This window comes from Enterobacter cloacae complex sp. P29RS, from assembly GCF_014893445.1.
Classification (GTDB): domain Bacteria; phylum Pseudomonadota; class Gammaproteobacteria; order Enterobacterales; family Enterobacteriaceae; genus Enterobacter; species Enterobacter intestinihominis.
Genome location: NZ_JADBPZ010000036.1, coordinates 1 through 15,274, shown reverse-complemented (window position 1 = coordinate 15,274; position 15,274 = coordinate 1). Strand labels below are relative to the sequence as shown.

At 53.1% G+C, this 15,274-nt stretch carries 15 protein-coding genes; 3 read left to right on the top strand and 12 right to left on the bottom strand.

From position 1 onward, the window contains the following. From IM282_RS21220 to IM282_RS21210, 3 genes are all read right to left on the bottom strand, one after another. Complete coding sequence (locus IM282_RS21220; protein WP_139154331.1) at positions 1–2,544, bottom strand: fimbria/pilus outer membrane usher protein; 2,544 nt, start codon at positions 2,542–2,544, stop codon at positions 1–3. Positions 2,545–2,566: 22 nt separating this feature from the next. Further along, a complete protein-coding gene (locus tag IM282_RS21215; RefSeq protein ID WP_022647515.1) occupies positions 2,567–3,241 on the bottom strand; it encodes a molecular chaperone in 675 nt (224 codons plus the stop codon). A 69-nt stretch (positions 3,242–3,310) separates the two neighbouring features. Then, positions 3,311–3,847 carry a fimbrial protein gene (locus tag IM282_RS21210; protein ID WP_022647516.1) on the bottom strand — a complete coding sequence of 179 codons (537 nt, stop codon included), beginning with the start codon at positions 3,845–3,847 and terminating at the stop codon, positions 3,311–3,313. Between the two features lie 256 nt (positions 3,848–4,103). On the opposite strand from IM282_RS21210, the gene ybiB reads away from it, so the two are divergent. Beyond that, positions 4,104–5,066, top strand: coding sequence for a DNA-binding protein YbiB (gene ybiB / locus IM282_RS21205; protein ID WP_022647517.1), 963 nt, complete (start codon positions 4,104–4,106; stop codon positions 5,064–5,066). Between the two features lie 116 nt (positions 5,067–5,182). On the opposite strand, the gene ybiJ is transcribed toward ybiB, so the two are convergent. From ybiJ to mcbA, 3 genes are all read right to left on the bottom strand, one after another. After that, positions 5,183–5,443, bottom strand: a complete 261-nt coding sequence (gene ybiJ / locus IM282_RS21200) for a DUF1471 family protein YbiJ (protein WP_003858474.1) — start codon at positions 5,441–5,443, stop codon at positions 5,183–5,185. A gap of 285 nt (positions 5,444–5,728) precedes the next feature. After that, the gene (locus tag IM282_RS21195; protein ID WP_022647518.1) at positions 5,729–5,995 is read right to left on the bottom strand and encodes a DksA/TraR family C4-type zinc finger protein; all 267 of its coding nucleotides are present in this window, start codon (positions 5,993–5,995) and stop codon (positions 5,729–5,731) included. Positions 5,996–6,113: 118 nt separating this feature from the next. Further along, entirely contained in the window at positions 6,114–6,377 is a 264-nt protein-coding gene (gene mcbA, locus IM282_RS21190; RefSeq protein ID WP_022647519.1) for a DUF1471 family periplasmic protein McbA, read from the bottom strand. A gap of 242 nt (positions 6,378–6,619) precedes the next feature. On the opposite strand from mcbA, the gene rlmF reads away from it, so the two are divergent. Beyond that, entirely contained in the window at positions 6,620–7,531 is a 912-nt protein-coding gene (gene rlmF, locus IM282_RS21185; RefSeq protein WP_192970805.1) for a 23S rRNA (adenine(1618)-N(6))-methyltransferase RlmF, read from the top strand. 43 nt (positions 7,532–7,574) lie between these two features. Here the strand turns inward: rlmF and ybiO are convergent, their stop codons facing one another. From ybiO to rhtA, 6 genes are all read right to left on the bottom strand, one after another. Next, entirely contained in the window at positions 7,575–9,785 is a 2,211-nt protein-coding gene (gene ybiO, locus IM282_RS21180) for a mechanosensitive channel protein (RefSeq protein WP_063150564.1), read from the bottom strand. Between the two features lie 120 nt (positions 9,786–9,905). Beyond that, positions 9,906–10,628, bottom strand: a complete 723-nt coding sequence (gene glnQ / locus IM282_RS21175) for a glutamine ABC transporter ATP-binding protein GlnQ (RefSeq protein WP_022647522.1) — start codon at positions 10,626–10,628, stop codon at positions 9,906–9,908. Beyond that, positions 10,625–11,284: a glutamine ABC transporter permease GlnP gene (gene glnP / locus IM282_RS21170; RefSeq protein ID WP_010428919.1), complete on the bottom strand. Its 660-nt coding sequence runs from the start codon at positions 11,282–11,284 to the stop codon at positions 10,625–10,627. Before glnP ends, glnQ begins: the two co-directional genes overlap by 4 nt. A gap of 93 nt (positions 11,285–11,377) precedes the next feature. Next, positions 11,378–12,121, bottom strand: coding sequence for a glutamine ABC transporter substrate-binding protein GlnH (gene glnH, locus IM282_RS21165; protein ID WP_003858455.1), 744 nt, complete (start codon positions 12,119–12,121; stop codon positions 11,378–11,380). Positions 12,122–12,482: 361 nt separating this feature from the next. After that, positions 12,483–12,986, bottom strand: coding sequence for a DNA starvation/stationary phase protection protein Dps (gene dps / locus IM282_RS21160; RefSeq protein WP_000100801.1), 504 nt, complete (start codon positions 12,984–12,986; stop codon positions 12,483–12,485). 298 nt (positions 12,987–13,284) lie between these two features. Further along, on the bottom strand, positions 13,285–14,172 hold the full coding sequence (gene rhtA, locus IM282_RS21155) for a threonine/homoserine exporter RhtA (RefSeq protein ID WP_023305742.1): 888 nt from the start codon (positions 14,170–14,172) through the stop codon (positions 13,285–13,287). A gap of 355 nt (positions 14,173–14,527) precedes the next feature. Here rhtA and ompX point away from each other — a divergent pair, with 355 nt between their 5' ends. Then, entirely contained in the window at positions 14,528–15,046 is a 519-nt protein-coding gene (gene ompX, locus IM282_RS21150) for an outer membrane protein OmpX (RefSeq protein ID WP_003858450.1), read from the top strand. Positions 15,047–15,274: the final 228 nt, after the last annotated feature.

Sequence of the window (15,274 nt, the reverse complement as noted above, 5' to 3'; positions counted from 1 at the left end):
TCAGTGACACTGCGCGGCAGCGTTAATGATGCTGGTTTTCGCTTTCTCATCCGTGAGCACATAGTCAGCGACGCAATGCTCGTTTGCCTCCTGTCCCCAGGAAACGCGGAGATGCCCTTGCTGTGGCAGACCCGAGAGATAGGTCTGGCCGTCATTCCCGACGATAAATTCGCTGTCCTTGTCCTCGGTGGTAACCGTTGCGCCGAACGGCAGCGGTTTACCGTTTTGCGTGAGCGTCATCAGGACGCGATTGCCCACGCGCGTCGTGAAGCTGGCGCGCACAATGGCTCCGCGGGTTGGCGTCACAATTTGTGCCGCATGGGTGACGTCGGCGTCCTCCGGCAGCGTTTCCGTATCCAGCGCAATAGTGTTGTGGCGATACGCGGTGACGAACGGTACGACGGTGTAGCCGCGGAAGTCGGTTTCAACGCCGGTCTGGTTAGTGATATGCGTGCCGTGCGTACCCGGGGCTTTCACGAGCGCAATGGTCTCACCGAGCGGCTGGCTTAGCGTGATGCCGTTTGCATGGGCAATCACGCCTCCCTGCAAGCCGACGTTCAGTGTTTGCTGATATTTATCCTGACTGACGCCACCGCTCACTTCACCGTATGTCGCTTTGTAGTCGGCGTTAACGCTGGTGGAGTTACCGCTGCCGGTGCTGCTCAGCCCCTCCTGGAGATTCCAGTTCAGGTTGTCTTCTTTCAGGGCCGTACCGTTCAGGCCGATGTTCTGCGTGGTGCCATCTTTCGTGTTGTTCAGGTTGTACGTGGCCCAGGTGTTATGCATCCAGCGATCCAGCGGAACCGAAACGCTCAGCGAGAACTGGTTGTCGTTCGTCACCGCATTACCGTCCAGATCGCTGTCGTGGGTGTTTTTGTTCATGCTGTAGCTAAGGCTGTAACTAACGCCGTGCCAGCTGTTGTTGTAGCTGACGCTCATGGAGGTCATGTCCTGATTCTGGCTCCAGTAGGTTTCCTTCACCATGCTCAGCGTGACCGATCCCCAGCCTTCTGGTAGCGTCTGGTCGATGGTGGCTTCGGTACGGGCGCGGCGCTGCTGTGGCGCAGACCAGTTATCGGCGCGGGTATACGACTCCATGGTGTCGTCCAGGGTGTAAAACCCCTTGCTGTTGTAGCGATAGCCCGCAAGCGAAAAGTTGGTGCCTGAACCGGCGAAATCTTTGCTGTAGCGTACGCGCCACGATTTGCCTGTGCTGGACTGCTGTTTTTTCAGCAGGGCTCTGGCGCGAGTCACGTCAATGGAGAACGCCCCTAAATCGCCCATGTTTTTCCCGGCGCCTATCGCCTGCGACTGATAATGACTGCTCTGCTGTACGCCGCCGTAGGCCGTGAAGCCGTGGGGTAAACCATAGATGGCGCTCCCCTGAGCAAACGGGGTCTTTTCAACATCTTTGTCATAAGAACGATAACGCCCGGCAGTTACGCTGTAGCGCAGGTTTTTTTCACGCTGCAATACCGGAACGGAGGCAAACGGCACCACGAAATGACTTTCGCTGCCGTCAGTTTCTTTCACCGTGACCTGGAGGTCGCCGCTGCTGCCGGTGGGGTAGAGATCGTTAATTTCGAAGGCCCCCGGCGCGACCGTGTTCTGATAAATCACGTACCCGTTCTGGCGCACCATCACCAGCGCGTTGCTGTGGGCGGTGCCACGAATAATAGGCGCATAGCCTTTTTCGCTGTCGGGAAGCATGTCGTTATCGGATTTCAGCTCCACGCCGGTGTAAGGGACACTGTCAAAAACATCAGCAGGTGATGAGCTCTGGCCAACGGTGATATCGCTTTTCATCGCCACAATATCGCGTTGCGCATAGGTATAAACGGAGGTGAATTTCTGTTCCTCCTCATTGCCTGTGGTGCTGCGATTCCAGGTGGAATAGTTGCGAAGGCGCCATGCGCCAACGTTTAAACCCGGACGCAGGTTCACGTACTGGCTACTGCTATCCTCTTCACCCTGCTGGCGCGCATGGCTCTGGCTGGCGTTGACGCTGTAATTAAGCAGGCCCGCGTTGATCCCTTCGTCAAACTCTTTCGGGTCGATGTAACCGCGTGGCACCTGTCCGAGCGCCTTTTGCGGAATGCTCAGCAGCAGCTGCTGGTTGCGAACGTGAAAGATTGCAGATGAAGCAGGGATGACACCTAAATCGGCACACTGGCCTTTGGCCATGAGCTGAGGAAACTTTTGGGTCTTGATACCGAGGCTTTTTAACTCACCCATGCTAAAGCAAGGTTGTAACGTGTCGTTGCCCTGCGAATCTTTCTCAAGCGTAAAGGTCACGTTGCGGGTATCAATTTTATTATTATTGATAAACACCGCGACCTCATATTTCCCCGGTGCCTGGCCGGGACCTTTTTCATAGACGGACAGATCGGTTTTACCCTGCTGGGGATTATCTATATCCAGCAGGGCGGGGTTAAAATAATCATCAGCCATAACCTGCTGCGCAAAGATGGCTATTGCCAGGCCACAGAGAATGACCAGCAATGAAGACATTCGGCAGGTGAACGGCTTTTTGTGGCTGTACATGATTATTTTATTACCGGAACAATTAATGAACGGATTTCGACCAGGAATGGCTGATGCTGCCGTAATCATTAATAATGGAATACGTCACGTTTGAGCCCCCGACATTACCCGGTATGGCAAAATGTGTTTCTGATTTCGGAACAGCCCAGGTCGCTTTTGTGACTTTCTGACCGTTAAGCGTGACGGTCTGGAAATTCATATAGAAAGGCGTAGGGTTATTCACCACCAGGTCGTTACCTTCGCGATGCCATTCAAGCTTATCCGCCACATCTTCTGGTCGGCCTTTTACCGCGGACGGGCGATACAGCAATTTAATGCGGGTATTAATGGCAATTTGCAGCGTATTTACTCCCTCAACGTGTTTTGAGGAAGGGATCGCTTTGATATTCAACCAGTACAGAGATTCCCTGTCTTCCGGTAAATTTCCGCCCGTGCGTACCACGCGCAGAACGTTATCTTCTTTTGCATCCAGACGGAAAAGCGGCGGGGTGATCAGGAATGGGGCTTTGGCCGGGTTTTTACCGCCAGAATCGACCCAGGACTGTACCAGATAATCCGTCGTATCTGGGTTTGACAGGCCAAGAGATGATTCCTTTTTATCTCCTTGATAGACCAGCCGGGTACCATTAATCACGACGCCCGCATGTGCAGAGGCTGCTATCAGTAAAAGAGTGCTCAGTAAATAACCGTGGCGCATAAAGATTTCTCAATAAATAGAAGAGATATTAATGCCCGCAAAAGCATTAATATCTCAGGATTGATAAGATCAGTTATAAATAACGGTGAAAGTCGATACAGAGTTGGCAGGGCCTGCGGTAATGGCGGCCTGAGTTTGAATATAACGCGCACCGAATTCCAGGTCGTTAACTGCCGTGCCGGAGGCTAAAGGATATTGCTGCGAAGGCGTATACAGAGTGACAGGCTGCCCGGAAGCATCCATCAACTGAATGGCTACACCGGTTGCCGCATCGGTATCTGGCGTTAATGCCAGCGCGGCATTATTATCCGCATCCGGGGTACCACCGAAGTTAATCGCAGCCGAGGTCACTGTTTCCGGACAATTGGTTAACTTAATATCAAACTTCGTTGATGTGCTGGTAGAGCCTGCGCCGGTAAATACCGTTTTAGACACCTTACCCAACTGAACGTTTAATGGATTACTTAATCCATTCACGACCTGGCAAGCAGAATCGATAATTTCACCGGTGAAATTAATCTGACCTTCACCGTTAGTTGCCGCAAATGCGGATGCAGAACATCCCACCGTTGCGGCGATAAAAAAACCTAATGCAACCTTGTTCATAGTTAATCCTGATGTGATTCTGGTAAAAGCGTTGCCTGGACGTTTTTACCGTTGACCCTTAATGATTTTTCGATGTTTATTTAATCAAAAAAAGGGTCGCTGCGGATCTTTTGTCCCAATCACAAATAATGTAAATAGTGCTTGAGTTTAATTTTTTTATATGAAAACAGCAGGTTGATAATGATCACAAAACACTATCGGGTCTGTGTTCATCGGGCTATATTGTTAACAAGATAATGCAGTCAGGAGAAATGTCGTGGATTACCGCAAAATTATCAAAGAGGTAGGGCGTGGGAAAAACCACGCTCGCGATCTGGACCAGGAAACAGCCCGCGCGTTGTACACGCATATGCTGAATGGCGACGTGCCGGAACTGGAAATGGGCGGCATTTTGATTGCGCTGCGTATTAAAGGGGAAGGTGAGGCGGAGATGCGCGGCTTTTATGAGGCCATGCAGTCGCAGACCATGCGCTTAACCCCGCCCGTCACGAAGCCGATGCCAATTGTGATCCCGACCTACAACGGCGCGCGTAAGCAGGCAAACCTCACGCCGCTGCTGGCTATTCTGTTGCAGAAACTCGGTTTCCCGGTAGTAGTGCATGGCGTGAGCGAAGATCCGACGCGCGTGCTGACAGAAACCATCCTGGCGTTGTTAGGTATTGAACCGACCCTCCATGCCGGTCAGGCACAGGCAAAGCTGGAGGGGAATCAGCCGGTCTATATCCCCGTTAGCGCGCTCTGCCCACCGCTGGAAAAGCAGCTGGACATGCGCTGGCGCATGGGTGTACGTAACAGCGCTCACACCCTGGCGAAGCTGGCGACGCCGTTTGCCGAAGACGCCGCGCTGCGTCTTTCCAGCGTCTCCCATCCGGAATACGTGACGCGAGTCGGGCAATTCTTTGCCGAAATCGGTGGACGCGCGCTGCTGATGCACGGGACAGAAGGCGAGGTTTACGCCAACCCGCAGCGTTGTCCACAGCTGATGCTGATTGAGCCCGCCGGGACGCGGGTCGTTGTCGAACGTGGGGAAGAGAACAGAGATGCGATCCTGCCTGAGTCGAAAGATCCGCAGGTCACCGCGCGCTGGATTGTGCAGTGTCTGGCCGGGAAGGTGCCGGTTCCGCAGTCAATCAAGCTGCAAATGGCCTGCTGCCTGCTGGCTGCAGGGGAAGTCGAGTCCGTGGAAGCCGGGTTGCAGCGCGTGGCGCAGTCATTTTAAGCAAAAAAAAGCCCGTCCAGTGGCGGACGGGCAAACAAGGGTAACAACAACAGGGTCAATGAGGGTTGGAGCATCTCACCAGAGGGTATGGCGAGGGTGGAGCATAATTTGTTCGATTACTTGTAGATAACCGCAGTACCGCTCAGTTTGTTATTACCGTTAGTGGAAGTGATGGTGTATCCACTTGCGCCCGCGGCGGCAGCTTTTTCAGCCAGTTTTGCTTCCAGACCGTCCAGCGTGGTCGCGCCTTCAGCACTCACCACACCGATTTTGTTCAGATCCTGTGCCTGAGTAGAGGAGACTGGCTCTACAGCGAAAGCGCCGAAAGACAGAGCGGACAGGGCAACAGCGGCAACAGCATATTTGATGGTTTTCATAGGTCAATTCTCGCAGGTTATTCTGTTAAGGGGACGATGTTCCGTCGATGTGATAAGTATCACGCTTTTTAGCGGAAGATAAAATCGAAGAGAATTGACGTGGTTGGTCAAAAAAATTGAATGACAAATAACTTATTGATTATTAATAAAATCAGAAGCGCAATTGACACTTCTTGCGGATACGCTTTACAGACACAATCAGAAGGGCACGTTTTGCTACGCGCTTCGCTGAAAGTCGTGAGCGTAAAGTAAACTGTTGGTGCGGTTAACTACGGTAAAGGAAAGTCAACGTAACTGGCTGTCTTTCGATCCTCTGCGATTATATCCTGAATGTGAAGCATTTTTTGAATCTTTCTCCTGCTGACAGGTGATGCAAAGCCGTACTCCGGGAATGGCTTTACGTCGTGCCTCAGGAATGGGATCCCCGCACTCTTCGCATTCCGTCAAACTTTCGCCGCGCGGAATTTCACCGCGAGCACGCGCAACCGCATCTTCAATGGTACTGTTGATCTGTTCGTTAACGGCGTCGTCATTCGCCCAGCCGGAAGCCATGATGTTCTCCTGAAAGGATCAAGTCATGCATTTTAATATGGGGTGAAAAAACGCACAGTCAAGGCGCAGGCAGAGAGAACTGCATCTGCCGGACAGATGCAGTTTGGAAGGCGGTAAGTTATTTATAGATAGTCGCGGTACCGTACATATGGTTATCGCCACCGGCGGCGTTCACCACGAAGCCTTTAGCGCCTTCCTGACGAGCTTTTTCGGCCAGCTTGTCCTGAAGGTCATCAAGGTTGCTTGCCCGGCTGACAGAGACCGTCCCGGCCGCGCGTAGCTGGCTGGTGTCGGTACTGTCGGTCAGAGGTTGAACGGACAAGGCAGAGAATGATGCGCCTGCCAGCGCACCCGCAATAATAAAGGTCAGATACTTTTTCATAATCACATCCTCAGGGGAAACAACAGGTGATTCCTGTTAAGTTTAGAAGCCTGATGCGTGTGATTTAGCGCAAAAATTTGATGATGATCTGCTTATTTTTTGAACGATAAATTCTGACAATTTGTTGACAGATCATAGACATACAGGTCGCTGATTTTTGTCGTTTTTTTGTGCGACTCAGACAGATATTTACCCCCGCGCCGTCACAGGGTATCTTACGCGGCTGTTTAAAGGAGAATGCCATGACTTCCCACAAGCCGGGATTGCACCCGCGTAACCGCCACCGTAGCCGCTACGATATGAAAGCCCTGTGTCTGAGCTGCCCTGAATTGCAGGGTTTTATCGTTCAGACACCAGCCGGTGAACCGTCGGTAAACTTTGCCGATCCGCTGGCGGTTAAAACGCTGAACAAAGCGCTGCTGGCCCATTTTTATGGTGTGACGCACTGGGACATCCCTGATGGCTTTCTCTGTCCGCCGGTCCCGGGCCGTGCGGATTACGTCCATCATCTTGCCGATCTGCTGGCGGATGACCACGATGGCGTAGTGCCGAAACAGGCTACCGTCCTTGATATCGGTACGGGCGCGAACCTGATCTACCCCCTGATAGGCGCACATGAGTACCAGTGGCGATTTACCGGCAGCGAGATCGGTGATAAGGCCTTCGCCAGCGCGCAGGCCATTATCAACGCTAACCCGGGGTTAAGCCGGGCCGTTCGTCTGCGTCGTCAGAAGGATGCCGCTGCTATTTTCACCGGCATTATTCATAAGAACGAACAATATGATGCCACCCTGTGCAACCCGCCATTCCACGACTCCGCCGCGTCCGCGCGTGCGGGAAGTGAACGCAAGCGGCGTAACCTGGGCCAGGCCGAAGATGGCGCGCTGAACTTTGGCGGCCAGCAGCAGGAGCTGTGGTGCGAGGGCGGGGAAGTAGCCTTTATTCTGCGCATGATTGCCGAGAGTAAAGGCTTCGGTCGTCAGGTGAAATGGTTTACCACGCTGGTCTCTCGTGGCGATAACCTGCCGCCGCTTTACCGCGCGCTGACCGACGTCGGGGCGGTGAAAGTGGTCAAAAAAGAGATGGCGCAGGGTCAGAAGCAGAGCCGCTTTATTGCCTGGTCCTTTATGGACGATAACAAACGTCGCAAATAATCGTTTCTCGGGCCGGGTAAGGCGAAGCCGCCACCCGGCTCGGTTACAGCGTCGGCTCCTGCGGAGGGAGCGGCGAAGCGGGCGGCGACAATACCTGATACGTCTGCACCGGCGCTCTCACGTTCGCCAGATCGAAGTGTTTTTTCACCATGCTGTCGAGAGCAAAGCGCACCGTCCACTGCTTAAGCGGCTGGGTGGTGAACGACACGCGCAGGGTAAAGGCAGTGTTCGTCAGCCCGACGATGCCCGCAAACGACGGCTCACCAATTACCAGCGCGCGAATATCCTCCATCTCCATCAGTTCGCTCACCGCATCCCGCAGCGCCTGTTTCGCCTTATCTGCATCTTCGTGACGATCGACATCATAATTCGCCACCACCGAACCAATGCCGCGCACAAAATTGGCAAAGGTGGTGATCGATGACCACGGAATAATGTGGTACGCCCCGGTATCCTGACGTACGCCGACGGAGCGAATGGACATCCTCTCCACCGTGCCGGTGAGCGGTCCAATGGTCACCAGATCCCCGGTGTTCATCCCGTTCTCAAACTGGATAAAAATGCCGGTGATAATATCCTTCACCAGCGTCTGTGAACCGAAGGAGATCGCCAGTCCCAGGGCACCGGCACCCGCCAGCAGTGGGGCGATATTTACGCCGATTTCCGACAACACAATCATGATGGTAATGGTGCTAATGATCACCGCCAGCGCGTTGCGGAACAGCGTCAGCAGCGTGCGGGCGCGGGCGCTCGGCAGCGGCCTGCCGTGGACATCCGACACCAGACGGTTTTCGATAAGGCTTGCCAGCAGCGTCCAGCCGACGGCGGAGAAGAACAGGATCAGCGCGATACGAATAAGAATATCGACGGTCTTTTCCCCGGCGCCGTTATGCAGCCAGTTCCAGAAATCAAACAGTCCCCACGCATTCAGCAGCAGCATAATTGCCACGCAGACCGTCAAAATACGCGCCACCTTCAGCGACACCGATGTCCAGCCATTTACCCGTTTTTGCAGCTCGGGGTAATTACGCTGAACCTGCGGCGACAGGGTGATCGTCTTCGACAGCCAGCGGGAGAGTAGGCCAGAAACAAAGGCCGCGATGCCGATAATCGCCAGGCTTTTGAACGTCGCCCCCATCATAAATTTCAGGCTGTTGCCCGGATCGAACAGCGAGAAGAAACACAGCACAATAAAATAGGCGCTGGCCAGCCAGTGCCACACCAGCGCAAAGGCGCGAATAAAGAGGCTGAAAAAGGAGAGGGAGCGATCGGCCAGGTGAAGCAGACTGTCGGTGATCGCTTTTTTATTGTGGAAGATGAGGTACAGCGCCCAGACGGTAATACAGAGCATGATCAGCACGTTCGCCAGGGCCCCGAACTGCACGTTAACCTGGTTGGAAATAATCGGGACGGCGACCAGCAGGCCATAGCCGATCAACCCGCTCAGCACGCTGAGCCGAACCGCCCAGTATTTGGCGCTCCGATCCGAAATGGCGAACGGGCGAAGTTCCGGCACGCGCGGACAGAATATTAACCGCAGGAGCGCCTTAAAGAACTCGATCAGGGCAAAGGCGTTCAGGAACAGCCCCTGCTGAAAGGCGATGGTTTTGTTCCCGGTATTAAGACGATCGGCCAGCATTTGGCCGACAAACAGCGTCAGCGCCAGCAGCAGCAAATCGATGATAAAGGCCCCGGTAATCATTGCCGGAAGATGCAGCCAGCTGCTTTTATGCTGATTCTTTTTACGTCCCCAGTGGCCCATCTTCCGGTAAAGCGGCCAGACAGACAGGCGCAACAGCCAGTAAAAAATGAATACCGCGGCGGCCAGAATAGAAAACTGGGTCGCGGCTGCAGAAAAGGTGTGGGGATTAAAAGGCTTATGCGAGGTGCCAACAAGGTTGCGATAGAGCTGGGCAAAACGCGACGACAGGGCTTCCCCGTAGCGGCGACTGATATCGGTGACGTTTTCCAGTACCGTCTTTTCGTCTTCGACTTCCGGCGGCGCGATAGTCGGAACCGGATCCTGAGGCGGTGTGGCGGCCACTTTCCTCAGCTGATCGATAAGCTCCTGCCGGGACGTGTCGTTCTCAAGCACGTCGGCAAGTGCGCTGTAAGCGGCTTTTTTCTTTTCAGCGTCGGGTTCTGGCGGCGCATTTTGCTGGGTGGCGGTGGCTCCGGTGGTGACGCCGGGAATGGTTACAGCAAGTGATGGCGCGCTAAACAGGGTAAACAGTAGCAACAGGATCCACGGCACGGCGTCCTCCGACAAAAATATCGTGCAAAATGATAAGTATAGAGCGCGCGGAGCGGAGGGGAGTTTTTGGGAACAATCCGGCATAAAAAAGCCGGGCATGCCCGGCTCTGTGTATGGCTATCAGGAGACGTGTTGCAGGAACTCCTGGAGGCGCTGGCTAGGTGGGTTCGCAATCAGCGCCTGCGGATTACCGTCTTCCGCGATGCGGCCCTTATCAATGAAGATCAGACGGGACGCCACTTTTTCGGCAAAGCCGATTTCGTGGGTAACGATCACCATCGTCATGCCTTCTTCTGCCAGATCCTGCATCACTTTCAGCACCTCGTGACGCAGCTCCGGGTCGAGTGCGGAGGTTGGCTCATCAAACAGCATCATCTTTGGCTTCACCGCCAGCGCACGGGCAATGGCCACGCGCTGCTGCTGGCCACCGGACAGCTCGGAAGGATAGTGGTGGGCACGCTCCGCCAGACCCACTTTCGCCAGCAGATCTTTTGCCAGCGTTTCTGCCGCCGCTTTGCTGGCCCCACGCACGCGCAAAGGACCGAACATCACGTTTTCCAGCGCCGTCAGGTGCGGGAACAGGTAGAACTGCTGGAACACCATGCCCGCTTCCTGGCGGATCAGGCGCTCGTCCACTTTCGGATCGTTCACCTTCAGACCATCGACGATCAAATCGCCGCTGGTGATCTCCTCGAGCTTGTTAATACAGCGCAGCAGGGTGGATTTTCCGGAACCCGACGGCCCGATGATCACCACCACTTCACCCTGCCTGATGTTCAAATCGATATTGTGCAGCACCTGGGTTGGACCAAAGTGCTTGGAAACATTTTTAAATTCAATCACAGGATTTTCATCCTTCTTTCAAGACGACGCAGAACAAAGCTCAGGACAAGCGTGATAATCAGGTAGACAACGGCGACCGCACTCCAGATTTCCAGGGCGCGGAAGTTACCCGCGATGATCTCCTGGCCCTGACGGGTCAGCTCGGCCACGCCGATAACAATAAACAGCGAGGTGTCTTTAATGCTGATGATCCACTGGTTGCCCAGCGGCGGCAGCATGCGGCGCAGCGCCAGCGGCAGGATCACGTGACGGATCGTTTCGCGACGGGAAAGACCTAACGCCAGGCCAGCTTCGCTGAAGCCTTTATGAATCGACAGCACCGCACCGCGGGTGATTTCCGCAATGTAGGCGCCGGAGTTAATCATAATGGTGACGACAGCTGCGCTGAACGGGTCAATGCGCAGATCGTTGAAGGCCATCGGCAGGGCGAAGTAGATAAACATGACCTGCACCACAATGGGGGTGCCACGGATCACTTCGATGAAAACCAGTGCGATGTGGTTTGCAATCCAGCCGCCGTAGGTGCGGGCGAAACCGGCCACCAGACCGATAATTAACCCGCCAACCAGACCGAGGACCGAAATCCACAAGGTCATTTTAGCGCCTTCAAGCAAGAGAGGAATGGCAGGCCAGATGGCGCTCCAGTCAAACTGCATGATGTATTCCTGTATACCGTGGTGAAAAACGAAAAACGTAGGCCCGGTAAGCGGTAGCGCCACCGGGCGTTACAAACCTGAAGTCAGGTGAAATTATTTAGGCTCGGTACCGAACCATTTTTTGTAGATTTCGTTATAGGTGCCGTTCTCTTTCAGGGTTTTCAGCGCGCCGTTAACTTTATTACGCAGGTCGTCGCTGCCTTTCGGGAACGCAATACCGTACTGCTGAGCTTCCAGGGAATCACCTACCGCTTTGAACTTGCCGTTACCGGCGGTTTTGATGAAGTAAAGGATGTTAGGCGTGTCGTGCAGCACCGCGTCTGCGCGGTTGGTGCCCAGTTCCATGTAAGCGTTGTCGATGTTCGGGAACTGACGCAGGTCTTTGGTTTTGATATTGGCTTTCGCGTAATCAACGGAACCGGTGCCGCTCTTCACGGCGACCACTTTACCGTCGAGATCTTTCACGCTTTTCACGTCGTTGTTATCCGCTTTCACCATCACCAGCAGGCCGCTTTTGTAGTAGCCATCAGAGAAATCGATAGCTTTTTTACGTTCTTCGGTAATGGTGATGCCCGCCAGCGCCAGGTCAACGTTTTTGGTTTGCAGTGCCGGGATAATGCCGCTGAAATCCATTGGCTTCAGGGTGTAATCCAGTTTGAGTTCTTTTGCGACAGCGGCCCACAGATCAACGTCAAAACCAACGTATTTATCACCCTGTTTGAATTCAAACGGTACGAACGCCGTGTCAGTCGCCACAACCAGTTTGTCGGCAGCCTGCGAGGACACCGCAAACGCCAGGGTAAGTGCAGCCAGTGAAACTTTTAATACAGACTTCATAGCATTTCCTTTTATATCCACGGGGCGATCCCCTGCGAGAACCTCATGCACAATGAAAAAATCGTGCCAGTTTTACAAGCTGTTGTTTTGCAAAGGGGATAATGTCACGCATTGCACAAAAAGCGTGGCAATTCTGTCAGGTTGCACCAGAATGGAGCACCGTTTTGGTGCGCTTCGTTAAGGTCTTCTGACAGGGGGATATTTAGCGCAGAATCTGACGAAAAAACAATCTTCCGTTAACGGTTGTGTGAGGTGATTATTACATTTTATTCACTTTTGCGGCCGTTGCGGACAAAAGTGTGCACCATAAATGTGCAAAACCCCCGCCAGGGGCGAGGGTTATTCAGACAATCCGCAGGGATTATTCGATGTTTGACTCAATGAACCACAGGAACTGATCCAGGTCGCGTGACGCGGCAGTGAAGATATCAGCGGTGTCTTCATCTTTTGCTTCGCCAATCGCTTTACGAACATCGTTAGCGACAATCGCATAACGGTCTGCCAGCTCTTTCAGGTGATCCTGAACGGTATGGATATCCAGCGGATAGCTTTTCAGTGGCGTTTTGCTGTTGATCACCTGCGTGGTACCCAGAGCCACACCGCCCAGCTGTACGGCGCGTTCGGCCATGGTATCCAGATGAGTCACCAGTGCTGTGCGGAAGCCATCCAGCATTTCATGAACGGCAATAAAGTTTGCACCGCGCATATTCCAGTGGGCCTGTTTGGTGATCAGCGAAAGATCGATGAACTGGACCACCTGGCGATTCAGCAGCTCAATGGTCGCTTTTTTATCGCTATCCGATACATCGTTACGGGTATAAAGCAGATTAGACGCTTTCGTTTTCACCAGTTTAGCGGTACTCATAATCTCATATCCTCTTGATGTTTGTGTCCCAGGTAATTACGGGATTAAGTATAGCACCGGATTTTTTCTCTGCGGTTTGGCGCTGCCTATCGGTTTAATAGCGAAAGGATGGTTGAAGTTTTAACTTAATGATTTTAAAGTTTTTTATATAAATTGATGCAGATCAATCTTAATTCGTTAAGTGACAAGGTGGGCAGGTGAAATATTTTGGCAATATAAGAGAGTTTGTAAGAAATTATTTGAAGGGCTGACGAGGCCTATATTCTGCATGGCCGGTAAGCCATGCAGAATTTAAGGGCTAGTTGAGGTCAATCTTATGTACTTTTGGTTCCGGGCGCATGGTCAATGTAGAGCCCATTGACGCCGCGATAATGGAACAGAGCGCCAGCGTCTGCACCAGTGTCAGGGTTTCGCCGAGGAACATCATTCCAGAGATGGCAGCCAGCGCGGGCTCCATGCTCATGAGCGTACCAAAAATTCGCGTAGGCAGACGCGTCAGGGCGATCATCTCCAGAGAGTAGGGCAGCGCCGTGGAAAGAATGGCGACCGCCAGCCCAACCGGCAGGATTGACCACTGCCATATTGAGTCCGTTGCTTGTGCCATGCCGATCGGGACAAAGATAACCGCGGCAATCAGCGAGCCTAAGGCGACCGTCGCGGGGCCGTGCTCTTCGCCCGCACGCTGACCAGTGAGAATATACACCGCCCAGCACGCCCCTGCGCCCAGCGCCAGAGCGGCCCCTGTCAAATCGATTTGTGAAACGCTTTGGCCGAGCGGCAGCAGGAACCATAGCCCCAGCACGGCCAGTATGACCCAGATAAAGTCTACCGGGCGACGAGAAGAAAAGAGGGCAACCGCCAGCGGGCCGGTAAATTCAAGCGCGACCGCGATCCCCAGCGGGATAGTCTGAATAGAGAGGTAGAACATGTAGTTCATCCCTCCCAGCGCCAGCCCATAAAAAAGCAGAGGCAGTCGCTGCTCCTTTTTAAACCGTAGCCGCCAGGGTTTAAAGACAACCACGAGGATCAGGGTGCCTAATGCGATACGCAGCGCCGTGACGCCGGGCGCACCAATCAGCGGAAACAGCGATTTTGCCAGCGACGCGCCGCTTTGTATGGACATCATCGCGATAAGTATGACTGCCACCGGCATCCAGACCGACGATTTACGAGGTAAACCTGGCATCCTTTCTCCTGTCAATTTTTGTCAAAAGAGGTAAAAGTCGCAGTGTAATGGAAATAACCTGCAACGGTTGAGCTACTGTTGAAAAAAAATCCAGGGAAAATCCGTAAAATGAGAAAACGTTGCTGATTTTATCGCCTGAAAGATTAGGAATAATCTGGATGAACTAAATGGCGATGACGCGCACTATTAGCATTTACAGGTGAAAATCTGGAGTTATTTGAACGAGATAGCTGGTGCTGGAAATGTTCTGTTACAGGAAAGGTCGCATTAGACATCGTGAATGACAAAGAGTTTCACAGATTTTTTTGATATATTTAAAACTTACGGACTTACTTGAAGCACATTTGAGGTGGTTATGAAAAAAATTGCATGTCTTTCAGCACTGGCAGCTGTTCTGGCTGTTTCCGCAGGTACCGCTGTAGCGGCAACTTCTACTGTAACTGGTGGTTACGCTCAGAGCGATATGCAGGGCGTGATGAACAAAACCAACGGTTTCAACTTGAAGTACCGTTACGAGCAAGACAACAACCCGCTGGGTGTGATCGGTTCTTTCACTTACACCGAGAAAGATCGTACTGAAAATGGCTCTTACAATAAAGGTCAGTACTACGGCATCACCGCGGGTCCTGCTTACCGCCTGAATGACTGGGCAAGCATCTACGGTGTTGTAGGTGTTGGCTACGGTAAATTCCAGCAGACCGAAAACCAGGGTCTGAACCGTACTGCAAGCAACAGCGACTACGGTTTCTCCTATGGCGCAGGTATGCAGTTCAACCCAATCGAAAACGTTGCTCTGGACTTCTCCTATGAGCAGAGCCGTATCCGCAACGTTGACGTTGGCACCTGGATCGCGGGCGTAGGTTATCGCTTCTAATCACTTCGGTGAGCCAGTAAAAAATCCGCCCAATGTGGCGGATTTTTTTTGTATGTACCCTCTCCCCGTGGGCTGAGGGTTCCCCACAAATTAATGCGAGCACTGAGCAATCCCCTCGCCCCTCCGGGGAGAGGGTTAGGGTGAGGGGAACATACGGCGGTGGTGGTCATTCCGTTCACTTTATGTTCCTTGCTACTCTGTAACGACATGACCGGTGAACGTGCCAGG